Origin of the sequence: Pseudochrobactrum sp. AO18b (assembly GCF_000409565.1) — a bacterium.
In the GTDB taxonomy this organism is placed as follows: domain Bacteria; phylum Pseudomonadota; class Alphaproteobacteria; order Rhizobiales; family Rhizobiaceae; genus Pseudochrobactrum; species Pseudochrobactrum saccharolyticum.
The window spans coordinates 1-13802 of sequence record NZ_ANNO01000144.1 but is presented as its reverse complement, the minus strand read 5'-3'; the positions used below and the strand labels follow the sequence as shown (position 1 = coordinate 13802).

Below are 13802 nucleotides of genomic sequence, written 5' to 3'. Positions count from 1 at the left end.
GGTTTTTTATTGTCTGCATCTCTGATCGGGTAATTTTACAGACAGGTCATTTTGTCGTCATGAATCTATAATCATTCTGACGCATACTCATTTTGACCTCGCTTTTTATCATCACCCCGAAATTGTGCAGGCGGCACCATGAACCAGATTCTACAAAAGGCCGAAGCCTCCGTTGCACGTCTCTATGACAAGGCAGAATTATGGGCGGATGGCATCGTCCATGTTGTGGGCGTGGCCATGGCCGTTGGCGGCGCAGCCGTGATGCTGTGGTATTTTGCAGGGCAGATTTCACCGGTGATTTATATTTCAGCGCTGATCTATGTGCTGAGCCTCGTGGCTGCCCTGACGATTTCTGCAATTTATAATATCTGGCCGGTTTCGCCGGTGAAGCAGTTTCTGCGCCGCTTCGATCACTCCATGATTTATGTGCTGATTGCCGGAACCTATACGCCTTTCATCATGAAAATGGGTGAGGGAGCAGGTTGGCATTTGGGGCTGGTCTGGTTAATTGCGTTTTGTGGTATTGCACTGAAGCTGACAATGCCCGGCCGTTTTGACCGCTTGGCAATCCTGCTCTATCTGGCGCTCGGATGGAGCGGTGTGTTGATCTATGATCAGCTGTTGCAGTTCCTGCCCCTGCAAGTGGTAGTACTGATCGCCGCCGGTGGGATTATTTATTCACTCGGCGTTATTTTCCACGTCTGGGAACGCCTGCGTTTCCAGAACGCAATCTGGCACGGCTTTGTCGTGGCGGGAGCGGCGCTCCATTACAGTGCTGTCTTTCTCGCCGTCCACTAGATTTCTTAGGATTTCGGCTCTGGCGGTCTGCAAATGGTAATTTCCTCCGATTCGGTGCTCATGTACCTTAAAGTACATTCCGCTCCGGTTCTCGAAAATCACCATTTTCGCCACGTCATAACCAAAATCCGCGCCGCGCTCTTTTAAGCATTTCACAGTCAAGTTGGATCAACTTAGGCGTCCGTGATAATGCGACAAACTAAAGAAACTAGAGCGGGCGCTATGATCCAATCTGAACGCAAACTGCTCTGGAAAAGTCATAAAATAACAGCCGGATTGCTCCGGCTGTTCTTACTGTTTCAGTCTTTGACTGGCTTGATTAGCCGCGGTTGCGGGCAGCCAGTGTGCGCAGACGCAGTGCATTAAGCTTGATAAAGCCCGCTGCATCTTTCTGGTCATAAGCGCCGTGATCATCTTCAAATGTCACCAGCTTGTCGGAATAGAGCGACTTGTCGCTCTCACGGCCGGTCACAATCACATTGCCCTTATAGAGCTTGAGTGTCACTTCGCCTTCTACATGACGCTGGCTATGGTCGATTGCAGCTTGCAGCATTTCACGTTCCGGCGAGAACCAGAAGCCGTAATAGATCAGTTCCGCATAGCGTGGCATCAGTTCATCCTTCAGATGCGCTGCGCCGCGATCCAGCGTAATGCTTTCAATCGCGCGGTGTGCTGCCAGCAGGATAGTGCCGCCCGGTGTTTCATAAACGCCGCGGGACTTCATGCCAACGAAACGGTTTTCAACGAGGTCAAGACGACCGATACCATTGTCGCGGCCATAGTCATTGAGTGCAGCCAGCAGGGTTGCAGGCGACATGCGCACGCCGTTGATCGAAACCGCATCACCGCGCTCAAAGCCGACTTTAATGATGGTGGCTTTGTCCGGCGCAGCTTCCGGCGAGATTGTGCGCATATGCACATATTCAGGAGCTTCAACAGCCGGATCTTCCAGTACTTTACCTTCCGAGGAAGAGTGCAGCAGATTGGCATCGACGGAGAACGGTGCTTCGCCCATCTTGTCTTTTGCCACAGGAATCTGGTGCTTTTCAGCAAAATCGAGCAGGTCTGTACGGCTCTTGAACGACCAGTCGCGCCAAGGAGCGATAATCTTGATATCCGGATTCAGTGCATAGGCCGACAGTTCGAAACGAACCTGATCGTTACCCTTGCCGGTTGCACCGTGTGCAATCGCATCCGCGCCGGTTTTCTTGGCGATTTCGATGAGGTGCTTGGAGATCAGCGGGCGGGCAATCGAAGTACCGAGCAGGTAAACGCCTTCATAAACTGCATTGGCGCGGAACATCGGGAAAACGAAATCGCGGACGAATTCTTCACGGACATCTTCAACGAAGATTTCTTTGATGCCGAGCATTTCAGCTTTTTTGCGTGCCGGTTCCAGTTCTTCACCCTGACCGAGATCAGCAGTGAAAGTCACAACCTCAGCACCGAGCTCGGTCTGCAGCCATTTCAGAATGATAGAAGTATCGAGACCGCCGGAATAAGCGAGCACGACTTTTTTAACGTCTTTCCAGTTGTTCATTTTATGCATCCAGTACGAGCCGGTACGGCATCTGAGTGTTTTTCGCTTTGCAGCGATGAAATTCTGATATTTCTTTTATCATCTCAATAGTGTGAAGCAAGCCGTCTTAATGGCACAGTCGTGAGATTGTTAAATTTTAGATATGCCCGTGTAAATCCGGTTCCGCAGAAACAAATTCTGCGTTAGTTTGGCCAAACTTAACCGCTTCGGGGCGCATGCATGTCATTCTTAAATTCTCTGACTTTTATTCCGGACTGGCCGGTTCTGGTTCAGTTCGCTATTGCGACATTTATCCTGTCGATCACACCGGGCCCGGATATGACACTGTTTGTTGGTCGTGCCTTATCTGAAGGGAAGGCAGCAGGTTTTGCCTGCCTTGCGGGAGCCTCCAGCGGCATCGTCATCCATACCACAATGGTGGCGATTGGTTTGTCAGCGCTGATTATTGCGTCGCCAAGTGCCTTCTGGGTGCTGAAAGTTGTCGGTGCCGGATATCTGGTGTTTTTGGCTATTCAGGCGTTGCGTAAAGGTTCTGCCTTTTCGCCGGAAAAAAGCAGCGGTAAAAAACATACGCTGTTTCAGAATTGGGCAACGGGTTTAGGGATTAATCTGCTCAACCCGAAGATCATCCTGTTCAACATGACCTTCCTGCCGCAATTCGTGTCAGCGCATGATCCGCATGCGCCGGGAAAACTGTTTTTCCTCGGCCTGTCTTTCATCCCGCTCAGCCTGCCGGTAGTGGTGCCGATGATTTTGGCGGCAGATAAATTCGCCGGTCTTTTGAAGAAAAACCCGACAGTCACACGCTGGGTGGATTATGTTTTTGCGGGTGTTTTCTCAGTTTTCGCGCTGAAAATTCTGCTGGCCGAAGGCAAGTAATTTATAGCATGTCTCCCAAAAGCGGATGCCGGTTTTGGAGTAAAGACATACGTGAAAAGAAAAACTATTTGGTTTCCGGTGTTTCTTTGCCGGAAACCAAATTGCTCCAGCGTCCGGCTACCAGCCAATAGGTAAAGCCGCCGATAATTCCTGCGGCTGCGCAGCTCATCATCATCATGGCTTCGTCAGCATTTTTCACATCGGGCCGAAAACCTGCCACGAAGAGAATAATACCGGCTGCCAAACCACAGAGACTGTAAAACAGGCTGTCGCGTTTGTTGAAATATTCACCGATGGCAATAGCTGCAAGTGCAGGCCAGAAGGCGAGATAACCGATGATCATGGCCATGAATGGTGTGGCAACGAACAGTCCCGCGCCGAAGCCATATTCAAAACCATCATTGATGATATCCGGCAGCATGCCGATGGTGGAGATCAGCATAATATTCAGAAAAAGACCTGCAGCCAGAACAGCACAGCCATAGCCAAAGATGATGACTGTGAACCGGCCGATCAGTTGCAGGCTTTTATCCATGTTGAGGACTTATCTCAGTCTTCGCCGTGATTGGCGATCATCATGGCTTCCAGCGCCAGACGATCAGTTTTACGCATGCGCTCGGATTCCGATTTCAGCTGACCGCAGGCGGCGAGAATATCGCGGCCGCGTGGTGTGCGGATCGGCGAGGCATAGCCTGCTGCATTCACATAATCGGCAAAGCGTTCAATCTGTTCCCAATCGGAGCATTGGTAATTGGTGCCCGGCCACGGATTGAATGGAATAAGATTGATTTTAGCCGGAATACCTTTGAGCAACTGCACCAGTTTCTTGGCATCTTCCAGACTGTCATTGACGTCTTTGAGCATCACATATTCAAAGGTGATGCGCTTGGCATTGGACAGGCCCGGATAAGCGCGGCAGGCTTTGATCAGTTCTTCCAGCGGGTATTTCTTATTGATCGGCACCAGCATATCACGCAGATCATCGCGCACGGCATGGAGCGAGATCGCCAGCATCACGCCGATTTCTTCACCGGTGCGGTAGATTTCCGGCACAACGCCGGAGGTGGAAAGTGTGATACGACGCTTGGACAGCGACAGACCATCACCATCCGAGGCAATCAGCAGTGCTTTTTTGACATTATCAAAATTGTAGAGCGGTTCGCCCATACCCATCATCACGATATTGGTGATCTTGCGGCCTTCCGCAGGCACAATCGCACCATCCGGTGTGTTGGTTTCAGGGAAATCGCCGAGACGGTCACGGGCGGTGAGCAGCTGCGAGAGGATTTCTTCTGAAGTCAGATTGCGTACCAGCTTCTGTGTGCCGGTATGGCAGAAAGAGCAGGTGAGGGTGCAGCCGACCTGAGAGGAAATACACAGCGTGCCGCGGCCTTCTTCAGGAATGTAAACACATTCGATTTCAACCGGACGCCCTGCACCGCGTGGCGGAAAGCGAAACAGCCATTTGCGTGTACCGTCGGTGGAAATCTGTTCTTCCACGACTTCCGGACGGGCAATGGTGAAATGCTCGGTCAAAGCGCTGCGCAGGTCTTTGGAGATATTCGCCATATCGGCAAAGTCTGAAACACCGCGCACATAGAGCCAATGCCAGAGCTGCGCGACGCGCATTTTGATCTGTTTGGCCGGAATGCCGATTTCCAGCAAGGCCTCACCCAGTTCCTCACGGGAAAGACCGATCAAAGACGGCTTTGGTGCCAGCATTGCACGGGCATTGGCGGCCAGTGCATCACGGGTCTGAGGCGTGGTAAGGTCATAAGAAATAGACATCGGCTTTACTTAAGGCTCACAATTGCATAGCCGCATCAGAAGGACAAAAGCCCTGATTGGAAACTGATAAAGCGGCATTGTTGCATGATTTAATGGGGGTGTTTTTCGCGATGAGATCCGCAAGAATACCCTGAAGTGCGGCCTCATAGCACGGAAATGGCGCTGCGTCACGCTTTTATCAAGGGGTATGATTTGCGACTTTTTGTATGCACCGCCGGAATGCAAAAAAGCCGGACATAAATCCGGCTTTTAAACTTTTCAGATTTTACCCGCTTTAGCGGCATTTCTGACCAGCCCGCTTTAGCGGCACTTCTGAATTGCAGCGAGCGCTGCGGAAATGCCCTTCAGGGAATAGGTATAGGTGGTTTTTGTACCACGCTTTGATGCAGCATTTACAACCATATCCGCACCGCCGCGCATGGCAGCAATCAGCTTTGGTTCTTCTGCGGCATTTTCCATCCAACCGGATTTACCATTGGTGAACATATTAAAGCGCGCATTGCCGATGGTGACGGTCACTTTAGAATTGGCCTGCAATTCATAACCGGCCATAAATTGCGGCTCAAAAGATACGTTCTGGCCTGGCTTCTGGCTGACGAGGAAGAAATTATCTCCGTGGTCTACAGATGCAGGCTGCTTCTGGGTCGGGACGGACAGGACATAACATACTTTACCGTTGCCCGACTGATAGCTGTATGCGCCCCAAGCGTTGAACTGGCTGATCTGGCTCGGCGACTGGGCAAGCGCACTGCCTGCCATAGCCATTGTGAACACAGAAGCCGCGACGATCGATTTTCCAAGCATAGGTCCTACCGGTTCTCTTTCGTTTTGCTTCAAACTCAAAATCCGGGAAACATGCTGTTTAAGGCACGTCCCGTTTGTTTGTCTTAATTTGACTTAATCTGGGTTACCAAACCGTGAAGTTTTGAGGCAAAAGAGAGGTTTTTCTGAAGAATATGCAGAAATTCTCACTCACTTGCCCTTATGCGTGACTTCAGCATCAGGAAAACGGCGATAGTTTGTTCTCAGGTTTTTTGATTCTGTATTCTTTGAAATCAGCGATTTGTGAAGACGGACAGAGCTCAGTGCTCCTGCGGTTCCGCGTCAGGGTTCTGACTTAAGGATTGTCGCGCGGCGGCATAATGCGCCGGTGTAATATGCCGGCGTACAGAGGCCAGCGCTGCCATGAGCACGGCCATATCGTCGGTGAAGCCGATGCCGACCAGAAGATCCGGTACAAAATCAAAAGGCAGCACGAAATAAGCAAGTGCGGCAAGCAAAGTTGCACGCACACGGGCAGGTGTTTTCGTATCCAGCGCGCAATAATAGGATGCGACCAGATCTTCTGTAAAAGGAACTTTGCCTGCGGTCTTTTTCAGGGTCTTCCAGAAATTTTTACGCACACGTTGTGCACGGCTTTCCTGTTCGCGCTCTGAGCCCGGCTGCAAAATTTCACCTATTTTGACATCATCCATAGCAAATCCTCATCAGGAAAGAGATGGTGTGACCTGAGCATCTTTACAAGATATCAGGATTGTTGCCGGTACCGAAAACGGATCACCCGGCATAATCATTGATGAGTTGCGCCATGCGCATATCCAGCGCTGTCAGACCTTTGGCCGAATGGGTGGTGAGGGTAATTTCGACCTTATTATAGGTATTTGACCACTCCGGATGGTGGTCGAGTTTTTCTGCGGCCATGGCAATACGGGTCATAAAGGCAAAGGCTGCATTGAAGTCGCGGAATTTGAAGTTTTTACGGATTGAGCCGTGATCTGCCGATAATTCCCAGCCGGACAGGCCGGACATGGCTGCTGAAATTTCTTCACGGGTGAGGGGTGTCCGGGACATGGCAAGCTCCTGAGACGGTCAAAAACAGGGATATTAGAACGGGGATATTAGCATAAAACCGGATTAAATTATCGTAACTTGTTTTTTGTACAGTTTCGGTTCATTTCACATTTTATATTGATGCTGTATCAGAGCAAATTCTGATCGGGGCCAATCATTGATCCAATGATTGCACAGGCTGAAACATGCCCGCATCTGTTGCTTATAAGTCTTATAGTGTGAATGTCGGGGGGAATGTATGTCGCAGCCATTTTCGATACTTTTCATCTGTCTTGGTAATATTTGCCGTTCTCCTCTGGCTGAAGGTGTTATGCGCAGCGTTTTGCAGGAACGCTTCCCGCAGCGGGAGTTTCTGATCGATTCCGCCGGTACCAACGGGTATCACACCGGAGAGGCTCCGGATGAGCGCTCTGTTGCCGTTGCGGCAAGAAACGGAATTGATATTTCCGCACAACGCTGCCGCCAGCTTGGGGCTGTGGATTTCAATCGCTTTGATCTGATTTTGGGCATGGATCAGAATAATCTGATGACAATCAACCGTCTTGCACCAGCAGGCAGTTCTGCAGTGACAGGCTTGTTCACCGCAGTGGCACGGGATGGTTTTGAGGGCAATAGCGCTGATCGCGGAGAAGAAATCCCTGATCCGTATTATGGCGGAAACGCCGATTTCGAGCGGGTTTACCGGATGGTTCGGGAAGCAGCGGAGGCACTGGCCGACAGGTTATAATGTGGCGCTGGCTGACCCGACTGTCTTGAGATATTGTCTGATCGACTGACCTGATATGGAAGCGGCAGAGTAATCTGCCGCTTTTTTTGTTTCGCAGGAGGCTGCATCCTACTCTGCGGCACTTCGCCTATTATGGTGCCGCAACTTACTCTGCGGCGCTTTGTTTCGCAGGATGCTGCAGCTACTCTGCAGCACTTTGTCTATTATGGTGCCGCAGCTTACTCTGCGGCACCGGCACGAAATTGATAATGCAGAGGTGATGCCCCGTCTTCAAAGCCCGCATTAAATGAAGGCTTGCGCAACGGCCACACTTCTTCCGTGACATAAGGCCCGCCGCCGGTGGATTCCTTCGACGACATCAGCACAAAACGGGTGACGTTGAACGGCAGCGTGGTGAAATTGCCCCGCTCCGAGAGGTAGCGGGCAATCTGCATATCCGGCAGGCCTTTGAGCCGTGCCAATGTGACATGCGGGGTAAATTTGCGCGGGTCAGGCGGCAGTCGCAATCTCTGACAGATCCGTTCCATTTCTGCCTGCAAGGCCAACAGTTCAGGGGACGGCGTAACACCGGCATAAATACTATGCGGTTTTTTGGTGCCGAACACATCGACGCCGGTCAGTTGCAGCGTAAAGCCGGGCCGGTCAATCCGGTCAAGCGCGTGAACGATCTCATCGGCCACATGACCTTCGACATCGCCGATAAACCGTAATGTGATGTGGTAATTTTCCGGATCAATCCAGCGGACAGAACCTTTGGGTCCGATAAGCCCGCCACGCAAAAGTGAGAGTGACAGGGCAGCATCCCGGGAGATTTCGAGGGCAGTGAAAAGGCGCGGCATAGCATCCTCCTCAATGGGATATGGTCTCAAATATGGTTCTTTCCAAACCAGCACCATTGACTTGCGGTCTGATCTGGAGCGGCTCTTCAACCTGCAAGTGAAGCAGATTGCAAAGCCTTAACTGACAGCGAACCACCGATCTGCTCATTGCACAAGTGCTTTGTGAGATAAGCCCCAAAACTTTGTCTGCTCGTGTTAAGTTTTGCGGCTTTTTACCAGATCATGTGTTTCTGATTGAATAACTATCATACAGATTGTGTCAGGAAGATGAATCGCACTTGTTGATAATCCTCCCGGCAGGATCAGTTGAGATCAATTGATTCCTGATCCAGCATGGCCTTCACATCCGGCAGAATATTGGCAACCATGACCTTCACACCTTGCGGGTTCGGATGCATTCCGTCTTCCAGCAGCAGTTTTTTGTCGGCTGCCACACCGTCAAGAAAGAACGGGTAAAGTCTGACCTGATATTTGTCTGCGAGCTTTTGATAGAGCGGATTAAATTTGGCAGCATAATCTGCGCCCATATTCGGTGGTGCAATCATTCCGGCCAGTAACACCGGAATGCCGCGTTCCTTTAGACGCGCCAGCATCTGGTCGAGATTTTTCTCGGTCAGTTCAGGGGAAATGCCGCGCAAGGCATCATTCGCACCAAGCTCCAGAATAACCAGTTGCGCTTCATCCGGCACAGACCAGTCGAGGCGAGCCAGACCGCCGCTGGAGGTGTCGCCGGAAACACCTGCATTGGCAACTGCGGTTTTATAACCGGCTTCACTGAGTGCTGTCTGCAATTGGGCGGTAAAGCCGTCGGTCTGCGCCAGCTGATATCCGGCCATCAAACTGTCGCCGAAACCTACAATCTGCACCGTATCTGCAGCATTTTCCTGTGCCGTTGCGGGTAATGAGACAGCCAAAGAAAGCCCCAGCAGCAAAGCCATGCCTGTAAGATGTATGAACCGCAATGCCATTGGTTTTTGATCCTGTCCGAGTTTTCTTATTTGCATATGGCGAATATTCTGTAGCTTGCAAGAGCCAAATTTATGGTCAGGGCAACAGTATTTCACCCTTTGCCCTGTACATTAGCTTTCTGCGACCCCAGATAGAAAACAATCTGTCTTCAGAGCCTCCGCCATTTATCAGGGAAATGACGTGACCATGCAGCCTCACCAATCCGGTATTACGCTTGAGAATATTGATCTCACACTGGGCAGCAATTCCGCGCGCGTCCATGTTCTCAATGATATTTCCCTGAAAATACAAAGCGGTGAATCCGTTGGTATTGTCGGGCCTTCGGGTTCGGGTAAGTCTACTTTGCTGATGGTGCTGGCAGGGCTCGAAAAGGTCGATAGCGGACAGGTGCTGATCAGCGGCGAACGGATCGACCGGATGAGTGAAGATCAGGCCGCCGCCTTTCGCGGGCGCAATATAGGCATTGTTTTTCAGTCCTTTCACTTGATCCCCAATATGACAGCACTGGAAAATGTGGCGGTACCGCTGGAGCTTGCAGGGCGCGATGATGCATTTGTCGTTGCCGAACAGGCTTTGAAATCCGTCGGGCTTGGCCATCGTCTGTCGCATTATCCGGCGGCACTTTCCGGTGGTGAGCAGCAGCGTGTGGCGATTGCCCGTGCCTTGGCACCGCGACCGGCTATTCTGATTGCCGACGAGCCGACCGGAAATCTTGACAGTGAAACCGGTAACCAGATTGCTGATCTGCTTTTCTCCAAACAACAAGAATACGGGCTGACAATGGTGTTGGTGACGCATGATCCGTCGCTGGCTGCCCGTTGCGGACGGGAGATTCAGGTGCGCTCCGGTCGTATTCATTCTGATCCCGTGTCTGGCAAGAGCCATACGCATGAAGAGGTCGTTCAGGCGGAAGCCGCGCAATGACGGCGGGCACGACAGGGATGACAAGTAAAACTGCAACGAAGCCGTCTTTCGCACTGGCGCTGCGCTTTGCATTGCGTGAAATGCGTGGCGGTTTGACTGGCTTTTATATTTTTCTCGGTTGTATCGCGCTTGGTGTTGCCGCTATCGGCGGCGTCAATTCCGTTGCCCGTTCTATTGCCGATGGTCTGGCGGTTGAAGGACAGGCCATTCTCGGTGGCGATGTCAGCTTTATGCTCAATCAGCGTGAGGTAACGGAGCAGGAACGGCAGTTTCTGAACGCGCAAGGCTCGGTGTCTGAGAATATCACTATGCGTTCAATGGTACGCATGACAGATGGCTCCGATCAGGCACTGGTTGAAGTGAAGGCTGTAGATAGCGCCTATCCACTCTATGGCACATTAAAACTGGCACCGGATCTGGCGGCTTCAGAGCGTTTTGCATTGCAGGACGGAGCCTATGGCGCGGCTGTGCCGCAGCTTTTGCTGGATCGTCTGGGTCTGAAGCTCGGTGACCAGATCATGCTTGGTTCAGCAAAGTTTACGTTGCGGGCTATGATTGAGAGTGAGCCGGATATGCTGGGTTCCGGCATGGCTTTGGCACCGCGTTTTCTGACTTCTGATGAAGCTCTGCGGGCGTCCGGTCTTATTCAGCCTGGCAGTCTGGTCAACTATATTTATAAAATCGCTTTGCCGGACACGGCGCAGGCGGGGGCACAGGATACACGTCTGGCAGCGCTGGAAGCTGCGGCGGAGAAAAATTTCCCTGAAGCGGGGTGGAATATCCGCAACCGCAATAATGCGGCACCGGCTTTATCCGCAAATATTGAGCGGTTCTCGCAATTTCTCACCCTTGTCGGTCTCACATCGCTGATTATCGGCGGTGTTGGTGTTGCCAATGCCGTGCGTAGTTTTCTCGACGGCAAACGGCCTGTTATTGCGACATTTAAATCGCTGGGTGCATCTGCTGATTTCGTGGTGCTGATTTATCTGTTTCAGATCGTGGCTATTGCGCTGATCGGAATTGTCATTGGTCTGGTACTGTCACTGGGGCTCAGCGCCGCGGCGATCTATGGCCTGTCATCCTATCTGCCGGTCAACGGCGGGCTCAAACTCTACCCGCAAGCGCTGTTGCTGGCGACAGCTTTCGGGCTGATTACCACCCTGATCTTTGCCCTTCTGCCTTTGGGGCGGGCACGGACAATTCCGGCAACGGCTTTGTTCCGCCAAAAAGGTTTTGACCAAAGCGGCTGGCCGCCGTTGCTCTACATGCTGACTGCAGGACTTCTGCTGCTGATATTGATCGGGCTGGTGCTGTTTTTTGTTGAAGATCAGCGCATTGCCGGTGTGTTTATCGTGGGAGCGGTTGCTGCGTTTATCATTCTGCGCGGCGTGTCTTTTGGTTTGCGGATACTGGCGCGTAAAGCGCCGCGGTTCCGCTCTCCGGCCTTGCGGCTGGCAGTCGGCAATATTCACCGTCCGGGTGCGCTGACACCTTCGGTTGTGCTCTCGCTCGGTCTTGGCCTGACTTTGGTGGTGGCGCTGGCTCTGGTTGATGGTAATCTGCGCCGTCAGATCACCCAGAGCCTGCCTGCCCATGCGCCGAATTTCTTCTTTGTCGATATTCAGAATACGGAAATTGATGGCTTCCGCGATCTGTTGGCGAAAACAGCACCGGAAGGCAAAGTCGTCAGTGCAGCGATGTTGCGTGGACGCATAGTGGCTTTGAACGGCACCGATGTTGATAAGGTGACTGTGCCGCCGCAGGGTGCATGGGTGCTGCGCGGAGATCGCGGTATTACTTATGCGAAAAATCTGCCAGAAAACTCCACAATGACACAGGGTGAGTGGTGGCCAGCAGATTATAGTGGTGAGCCGCTGGTATCTTTTGCGGCCAAAGAGGCGGAAGAGCTCGGGCTTAAAATCGGCGATACGGTGACAGTGAATGTGCTTGGCCGGAATATTACTGCGAAGATCGCCAATTTCCGTCAGGTACAGTGGGAAACACTGGCGATCAATTTCGTCATGGTGTTCTCGCCGAATACTTTTGCCGGTGCGCCGCATTCATGGCTGGCGACACTGACCGATGCCAATGCGGCACCGGAGCAGGAAGCCAATGTGTTGCGCACGGTAACGCAGACTTTCCCTGCGGTCACATCTGTGCGGGTTAAAGATGCGATTGAAGTGGCCAATGACCTGATCAGCCAGCTGGCGGTAGCTATACGATGGGCTGCATCGGTCGGCTTGCTGGCGGCAATTCTGGTACTGGCCGGAGCACTGGCGGCAGGTAATCGTGCCAGACAACATGATGCGGTGGTGCTGAAAACATTGGGTGCTACACGTCTCACGCTGATCCGCGCCTTTGTCTATGAATATGCGCTGCTTGGCTTGGCAACGGCCGTTTTTGCCCTTGGAGCGGGTGGTCTGGCTGCATGGTTTGTGGTGGTAAAGCTGATGAATTTGCAGATGCGGATGCTGCCGGACGTGGCATTTTTCACGGTGCTGACGGCGCTGGTTCTGACTGTCGGCTTTGGTCTTGCCGGTACATGGCGGGTGCTTGGGCAGAAGGCAGGGAGTATTTTACGGGAATTATAAAGGCTTAGATACTCTGTTTTATCGTGCTGAGAGAAACAGGGTGCAGCGTAAAAGATTCTAAAAACAAAGCTTTTTTACTGGTAAAGGGTTGTTTGGTCTTGTTTTGAACATGCAAAATAACCATTATATCAGGCAGGCATGCTGGGGTTCCGCCAGCGGCGCCTGGGGAGCGCCCCCGACACCGGACGGAACAAGGCAAGAGGAATATTATGGTAGATTTTCGTAATGTACAGGCGCAGAGCCCGGTCGGGGCGCGCGCAGACGCAGCCGTCGATCAGGGACTGCGCTCATACATGCTTGGCGTTTATAATATGATGGCGATTGGTCTGGCCGTAACCGGTCTGGCTGCACTCGGCACATCCTATCTCGCCATGAACAATCCGGCCTTCGCACAACTTATGTATGGCAGCCCGCTGAAATGGGTCGTAATGCTTGCTCCATTGGCTGCCGTATTTTTCCTGAGCTTCCGCATTGAGCGCATGAGCGTTGCAACCGCGCAGCTGACATTCTGGGTTTATGCCGGTTTGGTTGGTCTGTCGTTGTCCTCGATCTTCCTCGTCTTTACCGGCGAGAGCATCGTGCGTACGTTCTTCATTACCGCAGCCTCTTTTGGTGCCCTGTCGCTTTACGGCTACACCACCAAACGCGACCTGTCGGCAATGGGCTCGTTCCTGATGATGGGTCTGTTCGGCCTTATCATTGCCTCCGTGGTTAACATCTTCCTCGGCTCTTCTGCTCTGCAGTTTGCAGTATCGGTTCTTGGTGTTCTGATCTTTGCCGGTCTTACCGCCTATGACACTCAGCAGATCAAGGAAATGTATTACGAAGGTGATGCATCGGATGCGATGGGTCGCAAAATTGTAATGGGCGCACTGCGTCTTTACCTCGACTTCATC

Annotated in this window: 14 protein-coding genes; 6 read left to right on the top strand and 8 right to left on the bottom strand. The window is 52.0% G+C overall.

The features are described from left to right. Nucleotides 1–138 precede the first annotated feature (138 nt). A complete protein-coding gene (locus tag A918_RS0106135) occupies nucleotides 139–798 on the top strand; it encodes a hemolysin III family protein (protein ID WP_022710209.1) in 660 nt (219 codons plus the stop codon). A 319-nt stretch (nucleotides 799–1117) separates the two neighbouring features. Here the strand turns inward: A918_RS0106135 and A918_RS0106130 are convergent, their stop codons facing one another. Beyond that, nucleotides 1118–2338 carry an argininosuccinate synthase gene (locus A918_RS0106130; RefSeq protein ID WP_028233458.1) on the bottom strand — a complete coding sequence of 407 codons (1221 nt, stop codon included), beginning with the start codon at nucleotides 2336–2338 and terminating at the stop codon, nucleotides 1118–1120. Between the two features lie 219 nt (nucleotides 2339–2557). Here A918_RS0106130 and A918_RS0106125 point away from each other — a divergent pair, with 219 nt between their 5' ends. Then, on the top strand, nucleotides 2558–3217 hold the full coding sequence (locus tag A918_RS0106125) for a LysE family translocator (protein ID WP_022710207.1): 660 nt from the start codon (nucleotides 2558–2560) through the stop codon (nucleotides 3215–3217). Nucleotides 3218–3281: 64 nt separating this feature from the next. Here A918_RS0106125 and A918_RS0106120 read toward each other — a convergent pair whose 3' ends face one another. The 5 genes from A918_RS0106120 to A918_RS0106100 all read right to left on the bottom strand — a co-directional run bounded on the left by A918_RS0106120 (nucleotide 3282) and on the right by A918_RS0106100 (nucleotide 6856). Further along, complete coding sequence (locus A918_RS0106120; RefSeq protein ID WP_022710206.1) at nucleotides 3282–3752, bottom strand: hypothetical protein; 471 nt, start codon at nucleotides 3750–3752, stop codon at nucleotides 3282–3284. A 14-nt stretch (nucleotides 3753–3766) separates the two neighbouring features. Further along, nucleotides 3767–5005 (bottom strand): 23S rRNA (adenine(2503)-C(2))-methyltransferase RlmN, encoded by a 1239-nt coding sequence (rlmN, locus tag A918_RS0106115; protein ID WP_022710205.1) that lies wholly within the window; start codon nucleotides 5003–5005, stop codon nucleotides 3767–3769. Between the two features lie 300 nt (nucleotides 5006–5305). Beyond that, entirely contained in the window at nucleotides 5306–5809 is a 504-nt protein-coding gene (locus A918_RS0106110; protein WP_022710204.1) for an invasion associated locus B family protein, read from the bottom strand. 278 nt (nucleotides 5810–6087) lie between these two features. Continuing rightward, nucleotides 6088–6480, bottom strand: a complete 393-nt coding sequence (locus tag A918_RS0106105; RefSeq protein ID WP_022710203.1) for a YkvA family protein — start codon at nucleotides 6478–6480, stop codon at nucleotides 6088–6090. An 82-nt stretch (nucleotides 6481–6562) separates the two neighbouring features. Next, entirely contained in the window at nucleotides 6563–6856 is a 294-nt protein-coding gene (locus tag A918_RS0106100; protein WP_022710202.1) for a 4a-hydroxytetrahydrobiopterin dehydratase, read from the bottom strand. A gap of 238 nt (nucleotides 6857–7094) precedes the next feature. Here A918_RS0106100 and A918_RS0106095 point away from each other — a divergent pair, with 238 nt between their 5' ends. After that, nucleotides 7095–7583, top strand: a complete 489-nt coding sequence (locus A918_RS0106095; protein ID WP_022710201.1) for a low molecular weight protein-tyrosine-phosphatase — start codon at nucleotides 7095–7097, stop codon at nucleotides 7581–7583. Between the two features lie 218 nt (nucleotides 7584–7801). On the opposite strand, the gene thpR is transcribed toward A918_RS0106095, so the two are convergent. Both thpR and A918_RS0106080 read right to left on the bottom strand, forming a co-directional pair. Then, a complete protein-coding gene (gene thpR / locus A918_RS0106090) occupies nucleotides 7802–8422 on the bottom strand; it encodes an RNA 2',3'-cyclic phosphodiesterase (RefSeq protein ID WP_022710200.1) in 621 nt (206 codons plus the stop codon). A 302-nt stretch (nucleotides 8423–8724) separates the two neighbouring features. After that, complete coding sequence (locus A918_RS0106080) at nucleotides 8725–9390, bottom strand: arylesterase (protein WP_022710198.1); 666 nt, start codon at nucleotides 9388–9390, stop codon at nucleotides 8725–8727. Nucleotides 9391–9577: 187 nt separating this feature from the next. Here A918_RS0106080 and A918_RS0106075 point away from each other — a divergent pair, with 187 nt between their 5' ends. The 3 genes from A918_RS0106075 to A918_RS0106065 all read left to right on the top strand — a co-directional run. Then, entirely contained in the window at nucleotides 9578–10315 is a 738-nt protein-coding gene (locus tag A918_RS0106075; protein WP_022710197.1) for an ABC transporter ATP-binding protein, read from the top strand. 17 nt (nucleotides 10316–10332) lie between these two features. Continuing rightward, nucleotides 10333–12906 (top strand): ABC transporter permease, encoded by a 2574-nt coding sequence (locus A918_RS0106070; protein ID WP_028233455.1) that lies wholly within the window; start codon nucleotides 10333–10335, stop codon nucleotides 12904–12906. A 209-nt stretch (nucleotides 12907–13115) separates the two neighbouring features. Continuing rightward, nucleotides 13116–13802: Bax inhibitor-1/YccA family protein (locus A918_RS0106065; protein WP_022710195.1), on the top strand; the 687-nt coding region annotated here is incomplete at its 3' end.

Excerpts from the sequence above, each read along its gene's own strand:
- A918_RS0106135 (WP_022710209.1), top strand. The coding sequence starts at position 139 with ATGAACCAGATTCTACAAAAGGCCGAAGCCTCCGTTGCACGTCTCTAT.
- A918_RS0106130 (WP_028233458.1), bottom strand. The coding sequence starts at position 2,338 with ATGAACAACTGGAAAGACGTTAAAAAAGTCGTGCTCGCTTATTCCGGC.
- A918_RS0106125 (WP_022710207.1), top strand. The coding sequence starts at position 2,558 with ATGTCATTCTTAAATTCTCTGACTTTTATTCCGGACTGGCCGGTTCTG.
- A918_RS0106120 (WP_022710206.1), bottom strand. The coding sequence starts at position 3,752 with ATGGATAAAAGCCTGCAACTGATCGGCCGGTTCACAGTCATCATCTTT.
- rlmN (WP_022710205.1), bottom strand. The coding sequence starts at position 5,005 with ATGTCTATTTCTTATGACCTTACCACGCCTCAGACCCGTGATGCACTG.
- A918_RS0106110 (WP_022710204.1), bottom strand. The coding sequence starts at position 5,809 with ATGCTTGGAAAATCGATCGTCGCGGCTTCTGTGTTCACAATGGCTATG.
- A918_RS0106105 (WP_022710203.1), bottom strand. The coding sequence starts at position 6,480 with ATGGATGATGTCAAAATAGGTGAAATTTTGCAGCCGGGCTCAGAGCGC.
- A918_RS0106100 (WP_022710202.1), bottom strand. The coding sequence starts at position 6,856 with ATGTCCCGGACACCCCTCACCCGTGAAGAAATTTCAGCAGCCATGTCC.
- A918_RS0106095 (WP_022710201.1), top strand. The coding sequence starts at position 7,095 with ATGTCGCAGCCATTTTCGATACTTTTCATCTGTCTTGGTAATATTTGC.
- thpR (WP_022710200.1), bottom strand. The coding sequence starts at position 8,422 with ATGCCGCGCCTTTTCACTGCCCTCGAAATCTCCCGGGATGCTGCCCTG.
- A918_RS0106080 (WP_022710198.1), bottom strand. The coding sequence starts at position 9,390 with ATGGCATTGCGGTTCATACATCTTACAGGCATGGCTTTGCTGCTGGGG.
- A918_RS0106075 (WP_022710197.1), top strand. The coding sequence starts at position 9,578 with ATGCAGCCTCACCAATCCGGTATTACGCTTGAGAATATTGATCTCACA.
- A918_RS0106070 (WP_028233455.1), top strand. The coding sequence starts at position 10,333 with ATGACAAGTAAAACTGCAACGAAGCCGTCTTTCGCACTGGCGCTGCGC.